Source organism: Pseudomonas sp. YL2 (assembly GCF_023063025.1).
Classification (GTDB): Bacteria; Pseudomonadota; Gammaproteobacteria; order Pseudomonadales; family Pseudomonadaceae; genus Aquipseudomonas; species Aquipseudomonas putida_A.
On record NZ_JAJSLU010000005.1, the window covers coordinates 43,658 to 70,303 of the forward strand.

Consider the following 26,646-nt stretch of genomic DNA (forward strand, 5'->3'; position numbering starts at 1 on the left):
GGGGGGGGGGGGGGCCCGCGGGGAGGGGGGGGGTCCCACCCACCAAGGGGGGGAGGCACCCCCCCCCCCCGCGCGCAACCCCGCTCCCACAAGAGTCCGTGGAATGGGTTCATTGAACGGGCGGCAGGTAGCGGCAACAATCGATTAAAAGTCATACTAGCCATGTCCTCACGTCATACCTTGGATCCACATGAAACGACTGCCTCCCCTGCCCGCCCTGCACACGTTTCTGATTACTGCGCAGTGCTGCAACTTCACCCGGGCGGCCGAGCAGTTGCACATCACTCAGGGCGCGGTGAGCCGGCAGATTGCCGGGCTGGAAGCTCATCTGGGGTATGAGTTGTTCATCCGTCTGGCCCGAGGCCTGGAACTGACCGCCGAAGGACGCGAATGGCTGCCACGGGTGGAAAAGATCTTCGGCCTGATCAGCGAGGCCACCGAGCAGATCGGTCGCAAGCGGCAAACCCTGCAACTCAAGGCGCCCAGCTGCGTGATGCGCTGGCTGGTGCCGCGCCTGCTGCAATGGCAAAAGGAACGCCCGGACGTGCCGGTCAAACTGACCACTACACTGGCCCATGGCGTCGACTTTCAGCGCGAGCAATTCGATGCGGCGGTGATCTACGGCACGCCGCCGGACAACTCCTCGACCGCGCTGCATCTGTTTGATGAACAGCTGACACCGGTCTGCTCGCCAGCATTATTGAAAGGCCCACCGGCGCTGAGCGAACCGGCCGACCTGCAACAGCATCTGCTGCTGCACCCGACTCGCGACACCCAGGACTGGACGGTGTGGCTGACCGCCGCCGAATTGCAATTGAGCAACGTCAACATGGGGCAGCATTTCGAGACGCTGGATCAGGCGATGTCGATGGCGTCGCATGGGACGGGTGTGGCGATTGGCGACTGGTCGCTGATCGGCGATGACCTGCGCGCCGGACGGCTGGTGATGCCGTTTGAGCTGAAGGTGAAAACGGGGCTGGGCTACTACGTGGTGATGCCACAAGGCGGCGAGGCGTCGCCGCAATTGGAGGAATTGATGATCTGGCTGGTGGAGCAGGCGCATACCCGCTGAAGTACACAGATCCCCCTGTGGGAGCGGGCTTGCTCGCGAAAGCGGAGTGTCAGCGACATTTTAAGTGACTGACACACTGCATTCGCGAGCAAGCCCGCTCCCACATTTTGTCTGCGTCGTTGCTTAATACCCGACCGTAAACCGCTGACGCGAATGCTTCGGCGTTTCCACTTCGTCAATCAGCGCAATCGCGTAATCGGCGAAAGTGATCCAGCTGCGACCTTCAGCACTGAACAGCAAATGATCCTTGCCAACGCGGAAGGTGCCGGTGCGCTCACCTTCGACGAACTCTGCCGATGGCGAGAGGAAGGTCCAGTCCAGTTCCTGCTCCGAACGCAAGGCATCGAGAAACGCTGCGCCAGCACTGGCCTCGGCTTTGTACTCGGCCGGGAAACCGGCGCTGTCGATCACTCGGGTGTCGTCCGGCAGCAACAGCGAACCGGCACCGCCGACCACCAGCAGACGCTTCACGCCCGCCTGCTTCACCGGGCCGACCACGGCACTGGCCGGTACTGTAGCGAAATGCGCGGCGCTGATCACCACGTCGTGACCGGCCACTGCCGCTTGCAGCGCCGCCGAATCCAGCACATCGACATTCTTGCTGACCACACCGGCACGTGAGCCGATCTTCGAGGTGTCGCGGGCGATGGCAGTGACGCTATGCCCGCGACGCAGGGCTTCTTCCAGCAGTTGGCTACCGGCACGGCCGGTGGCACCAATGATTGCGATCTTGCTCATGACATTCTCCAGTTGGCTTGAGAGTGCTGCGTTTTCAGAATCGGGTTACCACTTCATCTCGCCCTTGGCGACTTTGGCGCTCAGTTCCAGCGAGCTTTCTTCGCCGAGTTTCGGGTAGCGCTTGTGCATGGCCTTGATCAGTGCGGCGGAATCCTTGGCCTTGGCGGTTTCTTCGTCGAAAGCCTTAATGTAGTCGGCGGTGAATTTCACGCTGGCCAGCGAGCGGCTGCTCTCGCCCAGGTAGTGACCCGGCACCACGGTTTTCGGCTTCAGGGTTTCGATCGAGTGCAGGGTTTGCAGCCAGTCGGCGTGGGATTGCGCGGTCTGGGTATCAGCCATCCACACATGAATGTTCTCGGCGACCACGACGCCACCGACCACAGCCTTGAGCGACGGAATCCACACGAAGCTGCGATCCGGTTGTTTGCCTTCAAGACCGACCACCCGCAACTTCTGCCCTTCGAGCATCAGGCTGTCGCCCTTGAGCACGCCCGGCACGATGGTTTTGGCCGGTACGTCGGCGCCCATTTTCGGGCCCCAGAAGGCGAGTTTGCCGGCGACGGTTTTGTTGATGTGATCCACGGTCGGCTGCGAGGCCAGCACTTCGGCGTCGGGGAAAGCCTGGGTCAGGGTGTCGAGGCCGAAGTAGTAATCCGGGTCACCGTGGCTGATGTAAATGGTGGTCAGGTGCTTGCCGCTGGCGCGGATCTTTTCCACCACCTGCTCGGCCTGGGCCTTGCCGAATTGTGCATCGACCAGAATCGCGTCTTTCTCGCCGCTGACCAGCACCGAAGTCACCGGAAAAATCGCGTTGGTGCCTGGGTTATAGACATCCAGGGTCAGATTGGCGGCAGCGGCGTGGGCCGCGAAACCGAGGGTGGCGGTGGCCAGCAAAACGCGCTTGAGGGTAGTGAAGCCGATCATCTGTTGCTCCGTGGTCCGAATGCCGTGTTTGGCGATGGGACAGAGCTTAGTTGCCTGACTCGGTACAAAAAATGCGATGCTTGGACATAGTTTGTTTCTGAAAGCGGGCAAATCATGGATCGTCTTCAAGCAATGCGGGTGTTTGTCACAGTGGTCGATCTGGGCAGCCAGTCGGCGGCGGCCGATCATCTGGACCTGTCACGGCCGGTGGTGTCGCGTTATCTGGCGGAGCTGGAAGACTGGGTCGGCGCGCGCCTGATGCACCGCACCACACGTAAATTGAGCCTGACCGCCGCCGGCAGTGAAATCCTGCCGCGCTGCCGGCAGATGCTCGAACTCTCGACGGATATGCAGGCGGCAGTCAGTGAACCACACGATGCACCGCGAGGATTGCTGCGCATCAGTGTCAGTACGTCGTTCGGTCAGGCGCAACTGGCCGATGCGATGGCGGCGTACGTCAAACGTTACCCCGGGGTCAGCATCGATCTGCAGATGCTCGACCGCACGGTGAATCTGGTGGATGAGCGCATCGATCTGGCGATCCGCACCAGCAATGACCTCGATCCGAACCTGATCGCCCGGCGCCTGACCGTGTGCCGTTCGGTGGTCTGCGCCGCACCGGCCTACCTGCGTGACAACCCGCCACCGCAACGGGTCGAGGACCTGAGCCGACACAACTGCCTGACCCACTCCTACTTCGGCAAGAGCCTGTGGCATTTCGAGGAGGACGGCGAGCCCGTGTCGGTGCCGGTGCAGGGCAACATCAGCGCCAACGAGGCCAGCACCCTGCTGCGCGCAACCCTGGCCGGTGCGGGCGTGGCGATGCTGCCGACCTATCAGGCCGGGGTGCATGTGCATGCCGGTGAACTGGTGCGCCTGCTGCCGGATGCCGAGCCACGGCAGATGAACATCTACGCGGTGTACGCCTCACGCAAGCACATGCCGGCGGCGTTGCGCAGCATGCTGGATTTTCTCGTCGAACGATTCCCGGAAAATCCCGAATGGGATATGGGCCTGTAAATCCGATGCCCCTGTGGGAGCGGGCTTGCTCGCGAAGGCGGTGTATCAGTCTGGATTGTCATCGACTGACACCACGCCTTCGCGAGCAAGCCCGCTCCCACAGGGGGATGTCACATAGGCCGAATCCGTGGCTGGCAACTCTATGCCGCTGACCTATGCTGAAAGTAATACCGCAGGGTATGCGTTCAGAGGTCTACGCCATGAACATCAGAACAAGAAGGTACTTCGCGATTTTCATCACCTGCGCTGCCACGCTGGCGCTGTACGGCACCGCGGCCTGGCGGGTCGAGCAACTGCGACAACTGCCGCGCGAGTATGCGAGCTGCAATTTCGAGCGTTGCATTCCGCATAACGCGACGCTTAATGCATTGCGCTGATGTAGCTCAAGCGAACCCTGTAGGAGTGAGCCTGCTCGCGATAGCGTCGTCATGACCAATATTGCAGGTGACTGACACACCGCTATCGCGAGCAGGCTCACTCCTACAAAGGGATGTGTTCACCTCACTGATCGGCCTTCAGCCGGTCACGAAACGCCTTTGGCGAAATGCCCACCCGGCGCCGGAACAGGCGCGTGAAGTTGGTCGGATCGGAAAACCCCAACAACTCCGACATCTCATAAATGGTCATGCTGGTGTAGGTCAGCAAACGTTTGGCTTCCAGCAACTGGCGTTCGTGCATGATCTGCAGCGCCGGCTGCCCAGCCAGTTCGCGGCAGGTGCCGTTGAGGTGTGATACCGAAATCCCCAGGCGATGGGCGAGGTCTTCGACCTTCACATGCTGGCGGTACGTCTCCTCCACCAATTGAATGAACCCGTTGAGGTATTCGCGCTGGCGTTGCGGCCGCTGGCTGGCGTTATGGCGCACGAGCGCCTGACGGCTGACCCAGACCATGATTACGCTGACCAGCGAATGCATGAGCATTTCCCGCGCGGGTTGATGGCCGTTGTACTCGGCCTGCAACGCTGAAAACAGACTGTTCAGGTACTCCGCGTCCTTGCCCGCCGGGTAGTGCTCGGCCTGGGCCAGTGCGTGCACCGAACTGCCCAGTTGCGCCTGCAGGTGATTGATCAGCGGATTGGCGAGGGTGACGACGAATCCTTCGACGTCCTCGGAAAAGCGAAAGCCATGCACCGACAACGGTGGCAGGACTTGAATCGCGGGTTGGTTGAGTTGCGTGCGTTGACCTTCGATTTCAAGCTCTGCCTGACCTTTGAAGACGAAGAGCAACTGGCACAAATCGGCGTGGCGGTGGGGTTTGATTTCCCATTGATGTTCGCGGCTGCGTTTGGAAATGGTTTCACAGTGCAGCAAGTCAGGGGTCGGCCAGTCCAGGCTTTCACCGTAGAGCTTGAACACCGGAATCGAAGGCAGGGCAGGCTTGTTCATCACTTCAATCCAGGCCTCGAAGTTGCGGGCGATAATCGCACCGATTGGCAGAATGTACAGGTATCGGCTCAGTTTTCACCTTCAATTGACAGACCCGCAAGGGAAAAATGCAAGCACTCGATCCATAAAAATCATTCACCGCCTTCTGTCGCGTGAAGCTTGCGAGTCATAAAAACAATGAAAACGCTGAAAACCCAAGTCGCCATCATTGGTGCCGGTCCGTCCGGATTGCTCCTCGGTCAGTTGCTGCACAACGCCGGCATCGACACCCTGATTCTCGAACGCCAGACACCCGACTATGTCCTCGGACGAATTCGCGCCGGCGTGCTTGAACAAGGCATGGTAGAGCTGTTGCGCCAGGCCGGCGTAGGCGCGCGCATGGATGCCGAAGGGCTGGTGCACGCCGGCTTCGATCTGGCACTGGATGGGCGTCTGGCCCACATCGATCTGCAGGGTTTGACCGGCGGCAAAACCGTCATGGTTTACGGTCAGACCGAAGTCACGCGCGACCTGATGGCCGCTCGTCGGGAGGCTGGCGCACTGTCGTTTTATGAAGTGAGCGATGTCGTTCCTCACGGTATGAAAAGCGACGAGGCGTTTGTCACCTTCGAAAAGGACGGCGAAACCTGGCGCGTCGATTGCGATTACATCGCCGGTTGCGACGGCTTTCATGGCGTGGCCCGGCAGTCGATTCCCGAGGACTGCCTGAAGATCTTCGAACGGGTCTATCCGTTCGGCTGGCTGGGGATTCTCGCCGACACCCCGCCGGTGCACGAAGAGCTGGTCTATGCCCGCCATGAACGTGGCTTCGCCCTGTGTAGCATGCGTTCGGCCACCCGCACCCGTTATTACCTGCAAGTGCCGGCCGAGGAAAACGTCGCCGACTGGTCCGACGAGCGCTTTTGGGCTGAGCTGAAAACCCGTCTGCCCGCCGCGCTTGCCGAGAAACTGGTGACTGGCCCGTCGATTGAAAAAAGCATCGCGCCGCTGCGCAGTTTTGTCGTCGAGCCGATGCAGTACGGGCGGATGTTTCTGCTCGGCGATGCCGCGCACATTGTACCGCCCACCGGCGCCAAGGGCCTGAACCTGGCCGCCAGCGATGTCAGTACGCTGTTCAAAATTCTGCTGAAGGTTTATCGCGAAGGGCGCACCGATCTGCTGGAAAAATACTCGGAAATCTGCCTGCGCCGGGTATGGAAAGCCGAACGTTTCTCCTGGTGGATGACTTCGATGCTGCACCGCTTCGACGAGCATGATGATTTCAGCCAACGGATCAGCGCCTCGGAACTGGACTACTTTGTCAGTTCAGAAGCCGGTCGAAAAACCATTGCAGAAAATTACGTCGGACTTCCGTACGAGGCTATCGAATAGCCTGCTATCGACTTACACTGGCGAGCATCCACCCGCGCGCAATGGCCGTGCGGGTCCATCACTGCCCGCAGGCTCGCCCGTGACCAATCTCAATCACCCTGAAACGCCCAAACCGGCCATTCGCAGCGTGCTGGTCGCGTTGATGATGGCGATTTTTCTCGGCGCGCTGGACCAGACCATCGTCGCCGTCTCGATGCCCGCCATCTCCGCACAGTTCAAGGACGTCAGCCTGCTGGCCTGGGTGATTTCCGGGTACATGGTGGCAATGACCGTGGCCGTGCCGATCTACGGCAAACTCGGCGATTTGTACGGGCGACGCAAACTGATGCTGTTCGGCATGGGCCTGTTCACCCTCGCCTCGCTGTTCTGCGGCATGGCGCAAAGCATGGAACAACTGGTGCTGGCGCGGATTCTCCAGGGCATCGGTGCCGGCGGGATGATTTCGGTCAGTCAGGCAATCATCGGCGACATCGTCCCGCCGCGCGAACGCGGGCGTTATCAGGGTTACTTCAGCAGCATGTACGCGGTGGCCAGCGTCGCCGGGCCAGTGCTCGGCGGCTACATGACCGAATACCTGTCGTGGCGCTGGGTGTTCCTGATCAATCTGCCACTGGGACTGGGCGCCTGGTGGGTTGCCAATCGCAATCTGCGCGGGCTGCCGATTCCGCAGCGCAAACCGATCATCGACTACCTCGGCACGCTGTTGATGATCATCGGTTTGACCGCCCTGCTGCTGGCCATCACCCAAGTCGGTCAGGGTCATTCGTGGCGCAGCAGTGAAGTGCTCGGTTTGTTCGCCTGCGCGGTGCTGGTGCTGGCGGTGTTCGTGTGGCATGAACGCCGGGCGCGTGAGCCGCTGCTGCCGATGCACTTGTTCACCAACCGCAACGCGTTGCTGTGCTGGTGCACGATTTTCTTCACCAGTTTTCAGGCAATCTCGCTGATCGTGTTGATGCCGCTGCGCTTCCAGAGCGTTACCGGCGCCGGGGCCGACGCGGCGGCGTTGCACTTGCTGCCGCTGGCGATGGGCCTGCCGATTGGCGCTTATTTCGCCGGACGCCGTACTTCGGTGACCGGTCGCTACAAACCACAGATTCTGACCGGCGCGCTGCTGATGCCGATCTCGATTCTCGGCATGGCGTTCAGCCCACCCGATGCGACGCTGGTCAGCAGCCTGTTCATGCTGCTCAGCGGGATTGCCGGCGGCATGCAGTTCCCGACTTCACTGGTGGGTACGCAGAACTCGGTGGAGCAACGCGACATCGGCGTCGCCACCAGCACCACCAATCTGTTCCGTTCGCTGGGCGGTGCAGTGGGTGTGGCGTTGATGTCGGCGCTGTTGCTGGCGTTGTTGCAGGATTCGAGTTTTGCCCATCTGGCGAGCAACTCGCTGATCAGCGAGGGGCATTCGGGCAACGTGCTGCTCGACGGTTTGAACGCCGCACCGGGTGATGCGCAGAACGCCTTGCGCGCCGAGCTTTCGGTGACGTTCCGGCATCTGCTGTGGGTGAGTACCGCGGTGTCATTGCTGGGGCTGGCAGCGGCAATTGCGATGCCGAACAAGTTGCTGCGCGGGCGCGAGCACGGCGCCAAATAACAGCAACACCTTAAAACCCTGTGGGAGGGGGCTTGCTCCCGAAAGCGGTGGATCAGCCAACATCTTTGTTGAATGACATACCGCTTTCGGGAGCAAGCCCCCTCCCACAGTAGCGAATGTTTCAATCAGGGGCTGTAGTAACCCACCGCCACCAGAAAATGCCCGACCTTCTTCAGGTAGGCATGCTTGTCCTCGACCTTGCCGGTCACCGGGTTTTTCCAGCGATATTCGTATTCGCCGTCATCCTGTTTGGCGATCAGCGCCAGAATCGGCTCGCCCACCGGTTTGCCTTCCGGGTCCTTGATCTTGCTGAAATCGGTGTTGATCAAGCGCAGGTTGGTTCCGTGGGCAACGTAGCGTTGGGTGTCCAGATCGACCACGAACACATACAGGTCATCCTGCAGATAACCGCCCTTGAGCGAGTTGATGGCCGTCAGCGTGACCTTCTCGTTTTTTCCCAGATCGGTTGCAGCCTTGTCGAGAAGTGCCTTGGCCTGCTCGGCTGAAGCACGCGGCAGGTAATAACCGACGGCCAGAATCCGCTGGCCGATGCGCTGATAGTAGACATGCTTGCGCTCGACCTTGCCGTCCGCCCAGTTCTGCCAGCGGTATTCGGCCTGTTGAATGCCGTTGCCTTCCGGCACCAGCAAGGCGTCCTTGAAGGCTTTCTGCAAATCCGGCGCAAGCACTTCGCTGACGTCACGGCCGATCAAGGCTGAGGACGGCCCGCCGCTGGCGAGCATCACGCCTTTGGTGTCGACCACGAACACGTAGCGATCCTTGTCGACGAACTCGCCCTGACGGCTGAACGCGGCGAAGGCCTTGTCGCCATTGTCGTGGTAATAGGCCAGAGCCTTTTCCAGCAAAGCGATGGCAGCCTTGCTGTCGTCCTTTTGTGTAGTGGCGGCGTTGACCTGCCCCGTCCCCACAAAAAGCATCACCCCGAGCCACGCCACTTTATGCAAAAACCCCATAACGCATCCCTCGTTCTTGTTGGTGTTTCAAGAGCGTAGACGGATTGGGGTCGGACGGAGGTCGAAGATGAATCCAGAAGTTGCCGCATTCCCTGTGGCGAGGGAGCTTGCTCCCGCTCGGCTGCGAAGCAGTCGCAAAACCTGCAAATACGCTCTACCTGAACGAAAGCAGGGGAGCGCTTCGCACTCCAGCGGGAGCAAGCTCCCTCGCCACAAGATATCCTGACTCAGGCCCTATGGCCGGGCATTGATCTGCTGCTGCAGGTTCTGGATCTGCGCCTGCAGGGTGTTGAGGTTGCGGGTCATCTGCCCGCGGAATGCGTCGAACTCGGCGGTATTGCCGCCACCCTGCGCAGCGGCCGGACGGTTGTCCTGTTCACTCTTGAGAACGACGATTTCCTGCTCCAGACGCTCGATCGCCGCGCTCGGATTGCCTTGCTTTTTCAGCGCAGCGATATCAGCGCCGAGGCTTTTCAGTTGAGCGTCATAACTCTTGAGCTGCGCATCGACCTTGCCGGTGTCGGCCGGGGCGCTTTTCAGGGTCGCCAGTTCGGCGCTCAAGGCTTTGACCTGAGCCTGCAACTGGCTATTGGCGTTCTGTTGTTCGGTGGTCTGCGCGGTCATCTGCGCCAGACGCTTGTCCAGATCGCTGGTCTGACCGACCACGCCTTGCTGCTGTTTGCTCTGATCCAGCAACTGGGTTTCCAGCTGTTTGATCTGCAGCTTCAAGGCTTCGCTGTCGCTGTTGACGTTGCTCTGGCTGGCGACGACCTTGCCGGAAATGTCCTGCAGGCGCCCTGCCGCTTCCTCGCTGATGCGCGCAAAGCTTTCCTGGGTCGCGACCAATTGCTGCTCCATCAGCGAAATCTGCTGGAAGCTCCACCAGGCCAGACCGATGAAGGCGAAGAACAACGCGCCGACCAGTGCCCACAGCGGCCCGGTACTCGCGGCCTTGACCTTGACCACCGGCGGCGGCGTGCGCGAGTGCACGGAGGTGCGGGCGGAGGGCGGAATGTCATCGTCGTCAAAGGTGTCGGCCCGCAGGCTCGGTACATCGTCGAAATCGTCGTTGGCATCGTTACGCATGGACATTGAGGCAACCTTTGTGGAACGCGGTGATGGCTAAATGCTGCGAAGTATAACCGCCGCAGCCGCAGGGATTGACCCTCAAGCGGCAGTGCGGTTCATTGCCGGCCGGGCGACTTGTATCAACGGATGTCCTGAGCTTTCCACCAGCCACAGAACTCGTCGAGGGCCGACCACAGGCTGACTTTCGGATCGTAGTCCAGATAATGCCGGGCGCGGCTGATGTCGAGGGTGAAATTTTTCTTCATGACTTGCATGCCCAACCCCGAGAGGGTCGGCTCCGGGCGGCCCGGCCAGAGTTTGCACACGCCTTCGTTGAGCGCAGCAACGCTGTAGGCCAGACCGTACGAGCGGTATTTGCTGACCTGCGGCACTTCCATCTTGCGCATCACATAATTGACCACATCCCACAGCGGCACCGGCGCGCCATTGCTGATGTTGTAGGCCTTGCCCAACGCGGAACCGGCTGCCAGCAGACTACTGAGCAGCGCTTCGTTGAGGTTCTGCACGCTGGTGAAGTCGACCTTGTTCAGACCGTCGCCAATGATCGCCAGACGCCCCTTGCGCTGCATGTTCAGCAGGCGCGGGAAGATGCTCATGTCGCCGGCGCCAGTGACGAAACGCGGGCGCAGGGCGATGGTTTCCAGACCGAATTCCTGTGCGCCAAAGACCTTTTGCTCGGCCAGGTATTTGGTCGCCGCGTAGTGATGCTTGAAGCGCTTGGGCACTTGCTCTTCGGTCAGGCCGAGGTGATCGCGGCCATCGAAATAGATCGACGGCGACGACAGATGCACCAGCCGCCGCACGCGCTGCTTGAGGCAGGCTTCGACGACGTTTTCGGTGACCTGCACGTTGCCCTGATGAAAGTCCTGATAGCGCCCCCACAAGCCGACGGCACCGGCGCAGTGCACCACGGCTTCGACGTCGGCGCAGAGGTCGCGCACCAGATCTGCATCGGTGAGATCGCCCGGGACGAACTCGGCGCCACGGCGCACCAGATGTTCGACGCTCTCGGCCCGGCGACCGTTGACCCGCACGTCCAGGCCCTGCTCCAAAGCGAAACGCGCAAAGCGTCCGCCAATGAAGCCGCTTGCGCCGGTGACCAGAATTTTCATGTAACGCTCCGATGTCTTTCGTTTACCTGATACGTCTGTCTTGACGCTGACCGTCAGCCCAAGGGCACCAGCCAGCGCGGTGAAGAACGTAGCAATTGCTCGGTCAGCAAGGCCAGCAGCTGACCGCCATTGCGCCAATGATGCCAGTACAACGGCACATCGATCGGTTTATCTGGCAACAGTTCGCGCAATACGCCGCGTTGCAGTTGATCGCGCACTTGCAGTTCCGGCACCAGGCCCCAACCAAACCCGGCTTCGGTCAGACGCACAAAACCTTCGGAGGACGGGCACAAATGATGCTCGAAACCACCATCGACACCGAGCGATGCGAGGTAGCGATGCTGGAGAAAATCGTCCGGGCCGAACACCAGCGCCGGGGTGCGCGGCAGCTGCTCGGCGCGCACCCCGTCGGGGAAATGCCGCTCGATAAACGCCGGACTGGCCAGCGCTCGATAGCGCATCGCCCCGAGCAACACGCTGCGCGCACCGGCCACCGGGCGTTCGCTGGCGCAGACACACGCCGCCACTTCCCCGGCCCGCATGCGCTTGAGGCCGACGGTCTGATCCTCCACCACCAGATCCAGCAATAAATGCTGCTCGGCGCAGAAATCGCCCACGGCTTCGGCCCACCAGGTGGCGAGGCTGTCGGCGTTGAGGGCGATGCGCAGACGCTCCGGCAGGCCTTCTTCGTCGAGCGCTGGCACCAGGGTCTGCAAGTCACGTTCGAGCAGGCGCACCTGCTGCACATGGTTGAGCAGGCGCCGGCCAATCTCGGTCGGCGATGGCGGCGTGCCGCGTACCAGCACCGGTTGGCCGACCCGCGCTTCCAGCAATTTGATCCGCTGGGAAATCGCCGATTGCGACAAGCCCAGCACCTGCGCAGCGCGCTCGAATCCAGCCTGCTCGACCACGGCGGCCAGAGCGGAAAGCAATTTGTAGTCGAACATCAGTTTTCCTAATGAGCGATCAGCACTATTGGTTTTTCTTATACCGCTTTCGACCGGAGAATAGCCAGCAAGCACTCTTTATCAAGGAACACGGCGATGGCTGGCGAAACCTCTCTCACGACGCTGCTGCGCAGCATGAGCCCGCAGCTCAATGCCGGCGAGTACGTGTTCTGCACCCTGCGTGACGGCCAGTTGCCGAGCGGTGTGGAGATTGTCGGCAGCTTCCGCGAGCAGGAAGGCCTGACCGTGATTCTGGAGCGCTCCCAGGCTGAACGTGCCGGGTTCGCTTTTGATTATGTGGCGGCGTGGATCACCCTCAATGTGCATTCGGCGCTCGAAGCCGTTGGCCTGACCGCCGCGTTCGCCAGCGCGCTGGGCAAGGCCGGAATCAGTTGCAACGTGATCGCCGGTTATTACCACGACCATTTGTTTGTCGGTCAGGCCGACGCCGAGCGTGCCATGCACGTGCTGCGCGATCTCGCAGCCAACGCGGAGTAAATCTTATGTGGCAAAGCTATGTGAACGGCCTGCTGGTGGCCTTGGGGCTGATCATGGCGATCGGCACCCAGAACGCTTTTGTGCTGGCGCAGAGTCTGCGCCGCGAACATCACCTGCCGGTGGCAGCGCTGTGTGTGGCGTGCGATGCGCTGCTGGTGGCAGCCGGGGTGTTTGGCTTGGCCACCGTGTTGGCGCAGAACCCGACATTGCTCGCGGTGGCACGCTGGGGCGGCGCGGTCTTTCTGATCTGGTATGGCAGCCAGGCACTGCGAAGGGCGTTCTCGAAACAGAGTCTGGATCAGGGTGAAAACCACACCGTACGCTCGTTGCGCGCGGTGATGCTCAGCGCGCTGGCGGTGACGCTGCTCAATCCGCACGTTTATCTCGATACGGTATTGCTGATCGGCTCGCTCGGTGCGCAACAGTCAGTGCCGGGCGCTTATGTCGTGGGCGCCGCGAGTGCGTCGCTGCTGTGGTTTTTCACCTTGGCGCTAGGTGCCGCGTGGCTTGCACCGTGGCTGGCTCGGCCGAGTACCTGGCGGATTCTTGATCTTCTGGTGGCAGTGATGATGTTCACCGTGGCGGGCCAATTGATTATCGCCAACTGATTTATTCCAAAAGGCTCTGGAACCTCTATCCCACACAGTTGTTGCGTGGTTAAGCCTTGACCCCGGTGCTATGATCCGAACCCTGCGCCGCAAAGAGTAAAAACTCGTCGGTGCATTTCTGGCCGCCCGTGATCGGCCTTGCGCTCACCGCAACAGACCTGATTAGGAGAATCATCATGGCTTTCGAATTGCCGCCGCTGCCTTACGCACACGATGCCCTGCAGCCGCACATTTCCAAGGAAACCCTGGAATTTCACCACGACAAGCACCACAACACCTATGTCGTGAACCTGAACAACCTGGTGCCAGGCACCGAGTTCGAAGGCAAGACCCTGGAAGAGATCGTCAAGACTTCCTCGGGCGGCATCTTCAACAACGCCGCTCAGGTCTGGAACCACACTTTCTACTGGAACTGCCTGGCGCCAAACGCCGGCGGTCAACCAACCGGCGCACTGGCTGAAGCCATCAACGCGGCTTTCGGTTCGTTCGACAAGTTCAAGGAAGAGTTCAGCAAAACCTCGATCGGCACCTTCGGTTCCGGCTGGGGCTGGCTGGTGAAAAAGGCTGACGGTTCTCTGGCCCTGGCCAGCACCATCGGCGCCGGCAACCCGCTGACCAGCGGCGACACCCCGCTGCTGACCTGCGACGTCTGGGAACACGCTTACTACATCGACTACCGCAACCTGCGTCCGAAGTACGTTGAAGCGTTCTGGAACCTGGTCAACTGGAAGTTCGTCGCTGAGCAGTTCGAAGGCAAAACCTTCACCGCTTAAGCTACGCGCCAGATAAAAAACCCGGCTATGGCCGGGTTTTTTTATGCCCGAAGAATGCCGCACCGCATCGAATTCCATTCAGGCCGTTTTCCCACAACTAAAGCAGCCTTCGCCCTCTTGCCGCCGCGCCGTAGCGGGCTACCATCAAATCAGCGAAAATTTGTTCCAGACTGCTCAAGTTGAGGGCCGAAACTACCGACACAGTACAAATAGAGCTGAGACTCCAGACAGCAGTATTTCGGCCAAGGCCACGGGCAAATGTTCCGAGGCTTGATTGTCCCTTTGACTGCCAACACGGGATTGCCAATACTCATGGCAACTTGACGCTACCCGCACGGAACAAGGAATAACCCTTTGAAGCTGGAACTCAAGAACAGCTTGTCGGTGAAGTTGCTCCGGGTCGTGCTCCTTTCGGCATTGATCGTCGGCGTGGTCTTGAGCTGCGCCCAGATCGTTTTCGATGCCTATAAAACCCGCCAGGCGGTGGCCGGCGACGCTCAGCGCATCCTCGACATGTTCCGTGATCCCTCGACTCAGGCGGTCTACAGTTTGGACCGGGAAATGGGCATGCAGGTGATCGAAGGCCTGTTCCAGGACGACGCCGTGCGCCAGGCCTCCATCGGCCATCCCAACGAAGCGATGCTCGCGCAGAAGTCCCGTGAGTTGCAGCACTCCAACAGCCGCTGGCTGACTGACCTGATTCTCGGTCAGGAACGCACCTTCACCACTCAATTGGTCGGTCGCGGTCCCTACAGCGAGTATTACGGCGACCTGAGCATCACCCTCGACACCGCCACCTATGGCGAGAGTTTCATCGTCAGTTCGGTGATCATTTTCATTTCCGGCGTCTTGCGCGCCCTGGCCATGGGCCTGGTGTTGTATCTGGTTTATCACTGGCTGCTGACCAAGCCGCTGTCGCGGATCATCGAGCACCTGACCGAAATCAATCCCGATCGCCCCAGCGAGCACAAGATTCCACAGCTCAAGGGTCATGAAAAGAATGAACTCGGCATCTGGATCAACACCGCCAACCAGTTGCTCGAATCGATAGAACGCAACACCCACCTGCGCCACGAAGCGGAAAACAGCCTGCTGCGCATGGCCCAGTACGACTTCCTCACCGGCCTGCCGAACCGCCAGCAATTGCAGCAGCAACTGGACAAGATTCTGGTCGACGCCGGCAAGCTGCAACGCCGGGTCGCGGTGTTGTGTGTGGGGCTGGATGATTTCAAAGGAATCAACGAGCAGTTCAGCTACCAGACCGGCGACCAGTTGCTGCTGGCGCTGGCCGACCGCCTGCGCGCCCACAGCGGTCGCCTCGGCGCCCTCGCCCGTCTGGGTGGCGACCAGTTCGCGCTGGTGCAGGCCGATATCGAACAGCCTTACGAAGCGGCAGAGCTGGCGCAGAGCATCCTCGATGATCTGGAAGCGGCGTTCGCCCTCGACCATCAGGAAATCCGCCTGCGCGCGACCATCGGCATCACCCTGTTCCCCGAGGACGGCGACAGCACCGAGAAGCTGTTGCAGAAGGCCGAGCAGACCATGACGCTGGCCAAGACCCGCTCGCGCAACCGCTATCAGTTCTACATCGCCAGTGTCGACAGCGAGATGCGTCGCCGTCGCGAACTGGAAAAAGACCTGCGCGATGCGCTGATTCGCGACCAGTTCTACCTCGTCTATCAGCCGCAGATCAGCTACCGCGATCACCGCGTGGTCGGGGTCGAAGCACTGATTCGCTGGCAGCATCCGGAACACGGTCTGGTGCCGCCGGACCTGTTCATTCCGCTGGCCGAACAGAACGGCACGATCATCGCCATCGGCGAATGGGTGCTGGATCAGGCCTGCAAGCAATTGCGCGAATGGCACGATCAGGGCTTCGTCGATCTGCGCATGGCGGTCAACCTGTCCACCGTGCAACTGCACCACGCCGAGTTGCCGCGGGTGGTCAACAACCTGCTGCAGATCTACCGCCTGCCGCCGCGCAGCCTGGAGCTGGAAGTCACCGAAACCGGCCTGATGGAAGACATCAGCACCGCCGCCCAGCATCTGCTGAGCCTGCGTCGTTCCGGGGCGCTGATCGCCATCGACGACTTCGGCACCGGCTATTCATCACTGAGTTATCTGAAAAGCCTGCCGCTGGACAAGATCAAGATCGATAAGAGCTTCGTTCAGGATCTGCTGGATGACGACGATGATGCGACCATCGTTCGCGCGATCATCCAGCTGGGCAAGAGCCTGGGCATGCAGGTGATCGCCGAAGGCGTGGAAACCGCCGAGCAAGAGTCCTACATCATCTCCGAAGGCTGTCACGAAGGTCAGGGCTACCACTACAGCAAGCCGCTGCCTGCCCGGGAGCTGACGGCCTACCTCAAGCAGGCGCAGCGTAGCAACGCGGCGATCCTTTGATGCCGCGCATAACAACCGGCTAAACAAGAAATATTTCCAGCCACAGCCCTTTACACATAATGCGAAAGATTTGCATTATGTCGCAGCTTTGCGCACCCCCGTGCCCTGTCCATTCCATTACCGAAGCAGGATGTTCGCCATGATTCGTATGCCTCTGGCTACCGCCAGTCTGCTGGCCATCGCTATTTCCCTCGCCGGTTGCGGCGAAGGCAAAGACAAGGCTGCCGCCCCGGCCGCGCCGACGCCGGCCGCCAGCACCGCCGCCGCTCCAGCACCTGCCGCTGCCGGTAAAGTCGATGAAGCCGCCGCCAAGGCTGTGGTCGCGCACTACGCCGACATGGTCTTCGCCGTCTACAGCGATGCCGAATCCACTGCGAAAACCCTGCAAACCGCGGTCGACGCGTTCCTCGCCAAGCCGAACGCCGACACCCTGAAAGCCGCCAAGGCTGCCTGGGTCGCTGCGCGCGTGCCTTACCTGCAGAGCGAAGTGTTCCGCTTCGGCAACACCATCATCGACGACTGGGAAGGTCAGGTGAACGCCTGGCCGCTGGACGAAGGCCTGATCGACTACGTCGACAAATCCTACGAGCACGCGCTGGGCAACCCGGGCGCCACCGCCAACATCATCGCCAACACTGAAGTGCAGGTCGGCGAAGACAAGGTCGACGTGAAGGACATCACCCCGGAAAAACTCGCCAGCCTCAACGAGCTGGGCGGTTCCGAAGCCAACGTCGCCACCGGCTACCACGCCATCGAATTCCTGCTCTGGGGCCAGGACCTGAACGGCACCGGCCCGGGCGCCGGCAACCGTCCGGCCTCGGACTACCTGGAAGGCGCTGGCGCCACCGGCGGTCACAATGATCGTCGCCGTGCCTATCTCAAAGCCGTGACCCAACTGCTGGTCAGCGACCTGGAAGAAATGGTCGGCAACTGGAAGCCGAACGTGGCTGACAACTACCGCGCCACTCTGGAAGCCGAGCCGGCTGAAAGCGGCCTGCGCAAGATGCTGTTCGGCATGGGCAGTCTGTCCCTGGGCGAACTGGCGGGCGAGCGCATGAAGGTTTCCCTGGAAGCCAACTCCCCGGAAGACGAACAGGATTGCTTCAGCGACAACACCCACAACTCGCACTTCTACGATGCCAAAGGCATTCGTAACGTGTACCTGGGCGAGTACACCCGCACCGACGGCACCAAAATGACCGGTGCCAGCCTGTCGTCGCTGGTGGCCAAGGCCGACCCGGCTGCCGACACCGCGCTGAAAGCCGATCTGGCCGCTACCGAAGCGAAAATCCAGGTCATGGTCGATCACGCCAACAAGGGTGAGCACTACGACCAGTTGATCGCTGCGGGCAACACCGCCGGCAACCAGATCGTGCGTGACGCCATCGCCGCACTGGTCAAGCAGACCGGCTCGATCGAAGCCGCCGCCGGCAAGCTGGGCATCAGCGACCTGAACCCGGACAACGCTGATCACGAGTTCTGATCAACGCTGACTGCACAAGAAGGCGACCTCCGGGTCGCCTTTTTCATGCCTGCCGTACACAAAACCCTGCTCCATGGTGTGTTCGATATCAGGTACACCACCAAATCCTGTGGGAGCGAGCCTGCTCGCGAAGGCGTCATCTGGCGCAACATCGTCAGCGCGGCGGACACCGCTTTCGCGAGCAGGCTCGCTCCCACAGGGTTTGCATGAGTTTCAAGGCTTGCGCCATATCAAGCAAACGATAATTCCTCTTATTCAAACTCACTCGCCCTGTTAGACTTTGCGCCTTTGTTTTCGCCCGTCCGCAGGATGTCTGATGCCCTCGCTGCCGCTTCGCTTGTCCGCACTGTTTCTGGCCCTGGGCCTGAGTGCCTGCGATGACGCCCCGCGTTTTACCAAGGCTGAGCCCGGTGAAGCGCGTTCGGGCGGGGCGGCGACTGTGCGCAAGACCGATCAGAATGCGTTCTCGTTGCCTTCGGCCAATCTGCCGCCGTCGCGCCGGGTCGACTTCAGTGTCGGCAACAGCTTCTTCCGCAGTCCGTGGGTGATCGCCCCGTCAACCACCACCGCCCGCGATGGCCTCGGCCCGCTGTTCAACACCAACGCCTGCCAGAACTGCCACATAAAGGACGGTCGCGGACACCCGCCAGCGCCGGATGCGACGAACGCGGTGTCGATGCTGGTGCGTCTGTCGATCCCTGATTCACCGGCCTATGCCAAAGTCATCGAGCAACTCGGCGTGGTGCCCGAGCCGGTCTACGGCGGCCAGTTCCAGGACATGGCCGTGCCCGGGGTCACGCCCGAAGGCAAGGTGCGCGTCGAGTACACCCCGGTGCCGATCCGTTTCAAGGACGGCACCGAAGTCGAGCTGCGCAAACCGGTTCTGCAATTCACTCAGTTGGGCTACGGCCCGATGCACCCGGACACGCGTTTCTCGGCCCGCGTCGCACCGCCGATGATCGGCCTCGGCCTGCTCGAAGCTATTCCCGAAGAAGCGATCCTCGCCAACGCCGCCGCGCAGGCCAAAGAGAACAACGGCATTAACGGCCGACCGAATCAGGTCTGGGATGACGCGCAGCAAAAAACTGTCATGGGTCGATTCGGCTGGAAAGCCGGACAACCGAATCTCAATCAGCAGAATGTCCACGCGTTTTCCGGAGACATGGGCCTGACCACCAGCCTGAGACCCTTCGATGACTGCACCGACGCGCAAACCGCGTGCAAGCAGGCGCCGAACGGCAATGGCCCGGACGGCGAGCCGGAAGTCAGCGACAACATCCTGCGTCTGGTGCTGTTCTACACACGCAACCTCGCAGTGCCGGCACGTCGTGGCGTCAACGACCAACAAGTGCTGGCCGGCAAGAATCTGTTCTTCCAGGCTGGCTGCCAGTCCTGCCACACACCGAAATACACCACCGCCGCCAACGCCGCCGAACCTGAACTGGCCAATCAAGTGATTCGCCCGTACAGCGACCTGCTGCTGCACGACATGGGCGACGGCCTGGCCGACAACCGCACTGAATTCCAGGCCTCCGGCCGCGACTGGCGCACCCTGCCGTTGTGGGGCATCGGTCTGACGCAGGCAGTCAGTGGCCACACTCAGTTTCTGCATGACGGCCGCGCCCGCAACCTGCTCGAAGCCGTGCTCTGGCATGGCGGCGAAGCGCAGCAGGCGCAGCAACAGGTTTTGTCTTTCAACGCCGAGCAGCGTGCTGCGCTGCTGGCGTTCTTGAACTCACTTTAAACACTTAAAAGAATCGGGAGCCCGACATGTTCCGTCCCAAGTTGTTGTTCACCAGCCTTGCCGCACTCGCCCTCGGCGCCTGTTCGCCGCAGGACCCGCAAGCAGTCACGTCGGCGGCCATCGCCAAATCGGTGATCCTGCCGACTTACACCCGTTGGGTCGAAGCCGACAAGCAACTGGCGGTCAGCGCCCTCGCCTACTGCCAAGGCAAGGAAACCCTGGAAACCGCTCGCGCCGACTTCCTGCACGCGCAGAAAGCCTGGGCCGAGCTGCAACCGCTGCTGATCGGCCCATTGGCCGAGGGCAACCGTTCGTGGCAGGTGCAGTTCTGGCCGGACAAGAAAAACCTCGTCGGCCGTCAGGTCGAGCAACTGGTGGTCGCCCAGCCGCAGATCGACGCCGCCGCTCTGGCCAAATCCAGCGTGGTGGTGCAGGGCCTGTCGGCTTACGAGTACATCCTGTTCGATGAAAAACCGGACGTCGCCAACGCTGATCAGAAGGCCAAATACTGCCCACTGCTGATCGCCATCGGCGAGCGCCAGAAGCAACTGGCCGAAGAGATTCTGCAGAGCTGGAACAACACCGACGGCATGCTCGCGCAAATGAGCAAATTCCCTAACCAACGCTACGCTGACTCCCACGAAGCAATCGCCGATCTGCTGCGTGTGCAAGTCACCGCCCTCGACACCTTGAAGAAAAAACTCGGCACGCCGATGGGCCGTCAGAGCAAAGGCGTGCCGCAACCGTTCCAGGCCGATGCGTGGCGCAGCCAGTCGTCGCTGACCGCGCTGGAAGCCAGCCTCGCTGCAGCCAAAACCGTTTGGGAAGGTGTCGACAACAAAGGCCTGCGCGGTCTGTTGCCGGCCGAGCAGAAGCCACTGGCGGACAAGATCGACGCCGCTTACGCCGCGTCGCTGAAACTGTTCGACAGCAGCCAGCGCTCGCTGACCGAAATGCTCCAGGACGACGCCGGTCGTCAACAACTCAACGATCTCTACGACAGCCTCAACGTCGTCCATCGCCTGCACGAAGGCGAACTGGCCAAGGCGCTGGGCATCCAACTGGGCTTCAACGCCAACGACGGTGACTGATGAGGGCAAGTGCCATGCTGCGACGCCAGGCTCTGACTTTAGGTAGTTTGCTGCTGGGAGCAGTGACACTGGGCGGCTGGACGCTGTTCAAGCGCAAGGATCAGAGCCCGCTGTTGCTCTCGGCGCGCGACGACACCGACGGCAGGCATTACGCCGTCGGTTATCGGCTGGACGGTACTCGGGTGTTCGCCACCGAAGTCGGCCAGCGCTGCCACGACATCATCAACCACCCGATGCTGCCGATCGCGCTGTTCGTCGCCCGCCGCCCGGGCACCGAGAGCTACCTGATCGACCTGCGCGACGGGACGTTGCTGCAAACCGTGACTTCGCAGCCGAACCGGCATTTCTACGGCCACGCCGTGGTGCACAAGGACGGCGAATACCTGTACGCCACCGAGAACGACACCACGGATCCGGGGCGTGGCCTGCTCGGGGTGTACAAGTTCGAAGGCGAGCGGCTGGTGCACAGTGGCGAGATTTCCACCCATGGCCTCGGCCCGCATCAGGTGTCGTGGATGCCCGATGGCGAAACCCTGGTGGTGGCCAACGGCGGGATCCGCACCGAAGCCGAAAGCCGCGTCGACATGAACCTCAACGCCATGGAACCGAGCCTGGTACTGATGCAGCGCGACGGTACGTTGCTGAGCAAGGAAACCCTCGCCCAGCAGATGAACAGCGTGCGCCACCTGGGCATCGCCAGCGACGGCACCATCGTCGCCGGCCAGCAGTTCATGGGCGCCTCGCATGAGCGTTCCGAACTGTTGGCGATCAAGCGTCCGGGCCAGCCCTTCGTGGCATTCCCGGTGCCGGAGCATCAGTTGCAATCGATGGGGCACTACACCGCCAGTGTCGCAGTGCACAGCGAGCTGCGGTTGGTGGCGCTGACCGCGCCGCGTGGCAACCGGTTCTTCATCTGGGACCTGGACAGCGGCGAAGTGCGCCTCGACGCGCCGCTGCCCGATTGCGCCGGCGTTGGTGCGGTGAAGGATGGTTTCGTCGTGACCTCGGGTCAGGGCCGCTGCCGCTACTACGATTGCCGCCAGGATGAGCTGCTGGCCAAGCCGCTGGAATTGCCAGCGGGGCTCTGGGATAACCATCTGCACCTGATGGCCTGAATCAACGCTGTAACTGTGGCGAGGGAGCTTGCTCCCGCTGGGGCGCGAAGCGGACCCGCTTTTTCACTCAAAAGCATGGGACTGCTGCGCAGTCCAGCGGGAGCAAGCTCCCTCGCCACAGGGGTTTTATTCGTCCTCACTGTAATAACTGCCAGTTGGAATCCCCACCTGACTCGGAGTAATGTGCCCGCCTGTCTCACCTGATTTATCCAAGGAACTGGAAATATGCTGCGTCGCCGCATGCTGATCATGTTGGGTGTTGTCTTGCTGGTCGTCCTGGTATTGGGCGGGTACAAAGCCTTTTCGATCTACACCATGATCCAGGGCTTCTCCAAACCGAAACCGCCGATCAGCGTCGCCGTGGCCCGCGCCAGCGAACAGCCGTGGCAGATGCGTCTGCCCACCGTCGGCTCACTGAAGGCCTTGCAAGGCGTCGAGCTGAGTCTGGAAGTCGCCGGCACCGTCACCGAGCTCAAATTCGAATCCGGACAGAAGGTCAAGGCCGGGCAGCCACTGCTGCAACTCGACAGCGCGGTCGAGACCGCCCTGCTGGAAACCGCCAAGGCTGACCTGGGACTGGCGCAACTGGATTTCGGTCGTGGCAGTCAACTGGTCGATAGCCGCGCGATCTCCAAAGGCGAGTACGACCGTCTCTCCGCCGTGTTGCAAAAGAACAAGGCCACGGTCAATCAGCTCAACGCTTCGCTGGCGAAAAAACGCATCCTTGCGCCGTTCAGCGGCACCATCGGCATCCGTCAGGTGGATGTCGGCGACTACCTCGCCAGCGGCAGCAAAATCGCCACCCTGCAGGATCTGAGCAGCCTCTACGCCGATTTCTATGTGCCGGAGCAATCGGTGCCGAAACTAGCCATCGGGCAACCGGTGCAGATCGGTGTCGCAGCCTATCCTGGGCAGAACTTCCCCGGCGCCATCAGTGCGATCAACCCGATTGTCGAGAGCACCACACGCAATATTCTGGTGCGCGCGACCTTGGCCAACCCCGACGGCAAATTGCTGCCGGGGATGTTCGCCAGCCTCAACGTGTTGCTGCCCGACCCGCAGAAACACATCGTGGTACCGGAAAGCGCGATCACCTACACCCTCTACGGCAACTCGCTGTACGTGGTCGGGCAAAAGAAGGCCGAGGACGGCAGCGTCGAAAAAGACGACAAGGGCCAACCGGTACTGATCGCCGAACGTCGCTTCATCGAGACCGGTGAGCGCCGCGATGGTTTGGTGATGATCAACAAGGGCGTACAGAGCGGCGAACAAGTGGTAACTGCCGGCCAGATCAAACTGGACAACGGCGCACACATTGCCATCAGCGACGACAAGACCCTCGGCGAGCAGAACAGTCCGCCTCGCGCCGACTGATCAAGGAATCCCCATGGCCTTTACCGATCCGTTCATCCGCCGCCCGGTGCTCGCCACCGTGGTCAGCCTGCTGATTGTGCTGCTGGGTTTCCAGGCCTGGAGCAAGCTGCCGCTGCGCCAATATCCGCAAATGGAAAACGCCCTGATCACGGTGACCACCGCCTACCCCGGGGCCAACGCCGAGACCATTCAGGGCTACATCACTCAACCGATGCAGCAGAGCCTGGCCAGCGCCGAGGGCATCGACTACATGACCTCGGTCAGTCGCCAGAACTTCTCGGTGATCTCGATCTACGCGCGCATCGGTTCCAACACCGACCGTTTGTTCACCGAACTGCTGGCCAAGGCCAACGAGGTCAAGAACAAGCTGCCACAGGACGCCGAAGACCCGGTGCTGAGCAAGGAATCGGCCGACGCCTCGGCGCTGATGTACATCAGTTTCTTCAGCAAGGACTTGAGCAACCCGCAGATCACCGACTACCTGTCGCGGGTGATCCAGCCGAAACTGGCGACCCTGCCGGGTATGGCCGAAGCGGAGATTCTCGGTAATCAGGTATTCGCCATGCGCCTGTGGCTCGACCCGGTGAAGCTCGCCGGTTTCGGCCTCAGCGCCAGCGACGTGACCAACGCGGTGCGCCAGTACAACTTCCTCTCCGCCGCTGGCGAGGTGAAGGGCGAATATGTGGTCACCAGCATCAACGCCAACACCGAACTGAAATCCGCCGAAGCCTTCGCGGCGATTCCGCTCAAGGTCAATGGCGACAGCCGCGTGCTGCTCAGCGATGTCGCGCGGGTCGAGATGGGCGCGGAAAACTACGACTCGATCAGCTCGTTCGGCGGCACGCCGTCGGTGTACATCGGCATCAAGGCCACACCGGGGGCCAACCCGCTGGACGTGATCAAGGAAGTACGCAAGCTGATGCCGGAGCTGGAAGCGCAGTTGCCGCCCAACCTCAAGAGCGAGATTGCCTACGACGCCACCCAGTTCATTCAGGCCTCGATCGACGAAGTGGTGAAAACCCTGTTTGAAGCGGTGCTGATCGTGATCGTCGTGGTGTTCCTGTTCCTCGGCGCGTTGCGCTCGGTGGTGATCCCGGTGGTGACCATCCCGCTGTCGATGATCGGCGTGATGTTCTTCATGCAGATGATGGGCTATTCGATCAACTTGCTGACCCTGCTGGCGATGGTGCTGGCCATCGGTCTGGTGGTAGATGACGCGATTGTGGTGGTGGAGAACATTCACCGACACATCGAGGAAGGCAAGACGCCGCTGGAAGCCGCACTGGAAGGTGCGCGGGAAATCGCCATGCCGGTGGTGTCGATGACCATCACCCTGGCGGCGGTGTATGCGCCGATCGGCTTCCTCACCGGGCTGACCGGGGCCTTGTTCAAGGAATTCGCCCTGACCCTGGCCGGCGCCGTGGTGATCTCCGGGATCGTCGCCCTGACCCTGTCGCCGATGATGTGCGCCCTGCTGTTGCGCCACGAAGAAAACCCCAGTGGCCTGGCGCACCGCCTCGACCGCATTTTCGACGGTCTCAAGCGCCGCTACCAGAGCACGCTTCACGGCACATTGAACACGCGGCCGGTGGTGCTGGTGTTCGCGGTGATCGTGTTGTGCCTGATCCCGGTGTTTCTCAAGTTCACCAAGTCGGAACTGGCGCCGGACGAGGATCAGGGCATCATCTTCATGATGGCCACGGCCCCCCAGCCGACCAACCTCGATTACCTGAGCACTTACACCGACGAATTCATCAAGATCTTCAAGGAGTTTCCGGAGTACTACTCCTCGTTCCAGATCAACGGCTACAACGGCGTGCAGGCGGGCATCGGTGGCTTCCTGCTCAAGCCGTGGAACGAACGCAGTCGCACGCAGATGCAGATCCTGCCCGAGGTGCAAGGCAAACTGGCGAGTATCCCCGGCCTGCAGATTTTCGGTTTCAACCTGCCCTCCTTGCCCGGCACCGGTGAAGGTTTGCCGTTCGAGTTTGTGGTCAATACCGCCAACGACTACGAGTTGCTGTTGCAAGTGGCCGACCGGATCAAGAAACGCGCCATGGAGTCCGGCAAGTTCGCCTTCGTCGACCTCGACCTGGCGTTCGACAAACCGGAAGTGGTGGTCGATATCGACCGTGCCAAAGCCGCGCAGATGGGCGTGTCGATGCTCGACCTGGGCGGCACCCTGGCGACGCTGCTGGGCGAGGCGGAAATCAACCGTTTCACCATCGAAGGCCGCAGTTACAAGGTGATTGCCCAGGTCGAGCGACCGTACCGCGAAAACCCCGGCTGGCTGAACAACTACTACGTGAAGAACACCCAAGGCGAGCTGCTGCCGCTGTCGACCCTGATCAAGGTCAGCGACCGGGCGCGACCGCGCCAGCTCAACCAGTTCCAGCAACTCAACGCGGCGAAGATTTCCGGATTCCCGCTGGTCAGCATGGGCGAGGCCATCGACACCGTGCTGCAGATCGCCCGGGAAGAAGCGCCTGCCGGGTTTGCCTTCGACTATGGCGGCGCCTCGCGCCAGTACGTGCAGGAAGGCAGCGCACTGTGGGTAACCTTCGCCCTGGCGCTGGCGATCATTTTCCTGGTGCTGGCGGCGCAGTTCGAGAGCTTCCGTGATCCGCTGGTGATTCTGGTGACGGTGCCGCTGTCGATCTGTGGTGCGTTGATTCCGCTGTTCCTTGGCTGGTCGAGCATGAACATCTACACCCAGGTCGGACTGGTGACCCTGATCGGGCTGATCAGCAAGCACGGGATCCTGATCGTCGAGTTCGCCAACCAGCTGCGCAAGGACAAGGGCCTGACCGCGCGCGAAGCGGTCGAGGAAGCGGCGGCAATCCGCTTGCGCCCGGTGTTGATGACCACGGCGGCGATGGTGTTCGGCATGGTGCCGTTGATTCTGGCGACCGGTGCGGGCGCCGTGAGCCGGTTTGATATCGGCACCGTGATTGCAACGGGGATGTCGATCGGGACGTTGTTTACGCTGTTTGTGCTGCCGTGCATCTACACCCTATTGGCGAAACCCGATCCGAAATAACAGCGATTTACCTTTGTGGGAGCGGGCTTGCTCGCGAAAGCGCCAGGTCAGTCAACAGCAATGCTGAATGTGCCGGCCCCTTCGTGAGCAAGCCCACTCCCACCCTTGATCGCGGCAAGCCCCCAATCCTTCATCCACCACAGTCCCCTGTGGGAGCGGGCTTGCTCGCGAAAGCGTCAGGTCAGTCAACAGCAGTGCTGAATGTGCCGGCCTCTTCGTGAGCAAGCCCACTCCCACCCTTGATCGCGGCAAGCCCCCCAATCCTTCATCCACCACAGTCCCCT

General features: G+C 61.1%; 22 protein-coding genes. 15 read left to right on the top strand and 7 right to left on the bottom strand.

Features of this window, described 5'->3' with window-relative positions; translation table 11 throughout:
- Positions 1–190: 190 nt before the first annotated feature.
- A complete protein-coding gene (locus LVD08_RS09440; protein ID WP_183784042.1) occupies positions 191–1,072 on the top strand; it encodes a LysR substrate-binding domain-containing protein in 882 nt (293 codons plus the stop codon).
- Between the two features lie 123 nt (positions 1,073–1,195).
- Here the strand turns inward: LVD08_RS09440 and LVD08_RS09445 are convergent, their stop codons facing one another.
- Both LVD08_RS09445 and LVD08_RS09450 read right to left on the bottom strand, forming a co-directional pair.
- A complete protein-coding gene (locus tag LVD08_RS09445) occupies positions 1,196–1,810 on the bottom strand; it encodes an NAD(P)-dependent oxidoreductase (protein ID WP_247268003.1) in 615 nt (204 codons plus the stop codon).
- 45 nt (positions 1,811–1,855) lie between these two features.
- Complete coding sequence (locus LVD08_RS09450; RefSeq protein WP_247268004.1) at positions 1,856–2,734, bottom strand: MBL fold metallo-hydrolase; 879 nt, start codon at positions 2,732–2,734, stop codon at positions 1,856–1,858.
- A gap of 114 nt (positions 2,735–2,848) precedes the next feature.
- Between LVD08_RS09450 and LVD08_RS09455 the strand changes: the two genes are divergently transcribed.
- Both LVD08_RS09455 and LVD08_RS09460 read left to right on the top strand, forming a co-directional pair.
- Entirely contained in the window at positions 2,849–3,754 is a 906-nt protein-coding gene (locus LVD08_RS09455) for a LysR family transcriptional regulator (protein WP_247268005.1), read from the top strand.
- 200 nt (positions 3,755–3,954) lie between these two features.
- Complete coding sequence (locus LVD08_RS09460) at positions 3,955–4,131, top strand: hypothetical protein (RefSeq protein WP_007964044.1); 177 nt, start codon at positions 3,955–3,957, stop codon at positions 4,129–4,131.
- Between the two features lie 124 nt (positions 4,132–4,255).
- Here LVD08_RS09460 and LVD08_RS09465 read toward each other — a convergent pair whose 3' ends face one another.
- Positions 4,256–5,140, bottom strand: a complete 885-nt coding sequence (locus LVD08_RS09465) for a helix-turn-helix domain-containing protein (protein WP_247268006.1) — start codon at positions 5,138–5,140, stop codon at positions 4,256–4,258.
- 177 nt (positions 5,141–5,317) lie between these two features.
- Here LVD08_RS09465 and pobA point away from each other — a divergent pair, with 177 nt between their 5' ends.
- Complete coding sequence (gene pobA / locus LVD08_RS09470) at positions 5,318–6,511, top strand: 4-hydroxybenzoate 3-monooxygenase (protein ID WP_247268007.1); 1,194 nt, start codon at positions 5,318–5,320, stop codon at positions 6,509–6,511.
- Positions 6,512–6,590: 79 nt separating this feature from the next.
- Positions 6,591–8,108 carry an MDR family MFS transporter gene (locus LVD08_RS09475; RefSeq protein WP_247268008.1) on the top strand — a complete coding sequence of 506 codons (1,518 nt, stop codon included), beginning with the start codon at positions 6,591–6,593 and terminating at the stop codon, positions 8,106–8,108.
- Between the two features lie 125 nt (positions 8,109–8,233).
- Here LVD08_RS09475 and LVD08_RS09480 read toward each other — a convergent pair whose 3' ends face one another.
- From LVD08_RS09480 to LVD08_RS09495, 4 genes are all read right to left on the bottom strand, one after another.
- Entirely contained in the window at positions 8,234–9,082 is an 849-nt protein-coding gene (locus LVD08_RS09480) for a cache domain-containing protein (protein WP_247268009.1), read from the bottom strand.
- A 234-nt stretch (positions 9,083–9,316) separates the two neighbouring features.
- Positions 9,317–10,174 (bottom strand): ATPase, encoded by an 858-nt coding sequence (locus tag LVD08_RS09485; protein ID WP_247268010.1) that lies wholly within the window; start codon positions 10,172–10,174, stop codon positions 9,317–9,319.
- Between the two features lie 116 nt (positions 10,175–10,290).
- The gene (locus LVD08_RS09490; RefSeq protein ID WP_247268011.1) at positions 10,291–11,283 is read right to left on the bottom strand and encodes an NAD-dependent epimerase/dehydratase family protein; all 993 of its coding nucleotides are present in this window, start codon (positions 11,281–11,283) and stop codon (positions 10,291–10,293) included.
- A 53-nt stretch (positions 11,284–11,336) separates the two neighbouring features.
- Positions 11,337–12,230, bottom strand: a complete 894-nt coding sequence (locus LVD08_RS09495; protein ID WP_103367388.1) for a LysR family transcriptional regulator ArgP — start codon at positions 12,228–12,230, stop codon at positions 11,337–11,339.
- A 96-nt stretch (positions 12,231–12,326) separates the two neighbouring features.
- On the opposite strand from LVD08_RS09495, the gene LVD08_RS09500 reads away from it, so the two are divergent.
- The 10 genes from LVD08_RS09500 (at position 12,327) to LVD08_RS09545 (ending at position 26,362) form a co-directional block, all read left to right on the top strand.
- On the top strand, positions 12,327–12,728 hold the full coding sequence (locus LVD08_RS09500) for an ACT domain-containing protein (RefSeq protein ID WP_027612477.1): 402 nt from the start codon (positions 12,327–12,329) through the stop codon (positions 12,726–12,728).
- 5 nt (positions 12,729–12,733) lie between these two features.
- Positions 12,734–13,336, top strand: coding sequence for a LysE/ArgO family amino acid transporter (locus tag LVD08_RS09505; RefSeq protein WP_027612476.1), 603 nt, complete (start codon positions 12,734–12,736; stop codon positions 13,334–13,336).
- A 176-nt stretch (positions 13,337–13,512) separates the two neighbouring features.
- The gene (locus LVD08_RS09510; protein WP_003227660.1) at positions 13,513–14,109 is read left to right on the top strand and encodes a superoxide dismutase; all 597 of its coding nucleotides are present in this window, start codon (positions 13,513–13,515) and stop codon (positions 14,107–14,109) included.
- Between the two features lie 354 nt (positions 14,110–14,463).
- Positions 14,464–16,515: a putative bifunctional diguanylate cyclase/phosphodiesterase gene (locus tag LVD08_RS09515; RefSeq protein ID WP_096795124.1), complete on the top strand. Its 2,052-nt coding sequence runs from the start codon at positions 14,464–14,466 to the stop codon at positions 16,513–16,515.
- Between the two features lie 139 nt (positions 16,516–16,654).
- Entirely contained in the window at positions 16,655–17,998 is a 1,344-nt protein-coding gene (locus tag LVD08_RS09520; RefSeq protein ID WP_134787216.1) for an imelysin family protein, read from the top strand.
- Between the two features lie 316 nt (positions 17,999–18,314).
- On the top strand, positions 18,315–19,742 hold the full coding sequence (locus LVD08_RS09525) for a di-heme oxidoreductase family protein (RefSeq protein ID WP_247268012.1): 1,428 nt from the start codon (positions 18,315–18,317) through the stop codon (positions 19,740–19,742).
- 26 nt (positions 19,743–19,768) lie between these two features.
- Positions 19,769–20,833, top strand: a complete 1,065-nt coding sequence (locus LVD08_RS09530) for an imelysin family protein (RefSeq protein WP_134787218.1) — start codon at positions 19,769–19,771, stop codon at positions 20,831–20,833.
- A gap of 14 nt (positions 20,834–20,847) precedes the next feature.
- Positions 20,848–21,948 (top strand): DUF1513 domain-containing protein, encoded by a 1,101-nt coding sequence (locus LVD08_RS09535; protein ID WP_247268013.1) that lies wholly within the window; start codon positions 20,848–20,850, stop codon positions 21,946–21,948.
- 225 nt (positions 21,949–22,173) lie between these two features.
- Entirely contained in the window at positions 22,174–23,322 is a 1,149-nt protein-coding gene (locus LVD08_RS09540; RefSeq protein ID WP_096795128.1) for an efflux RND transporter periplasmic adaptor subunit, read from the top strand.
- Positions 23,323–23,335: 13 nt separating this feature from the next.
- Complete coding sequence (locus LVD08_RS09545) at positions 23,336–26,362, top strand: multidrug efflux RND transporter permease subunit (protein WP_247268014.1); 3,027 nt, start codon at positions 23,336–23,338, stop codon at positions 26,360–26,362.
- The last annotated feature ends 284 nt before the right edge of the window (positions 26,363–26,646 follow it).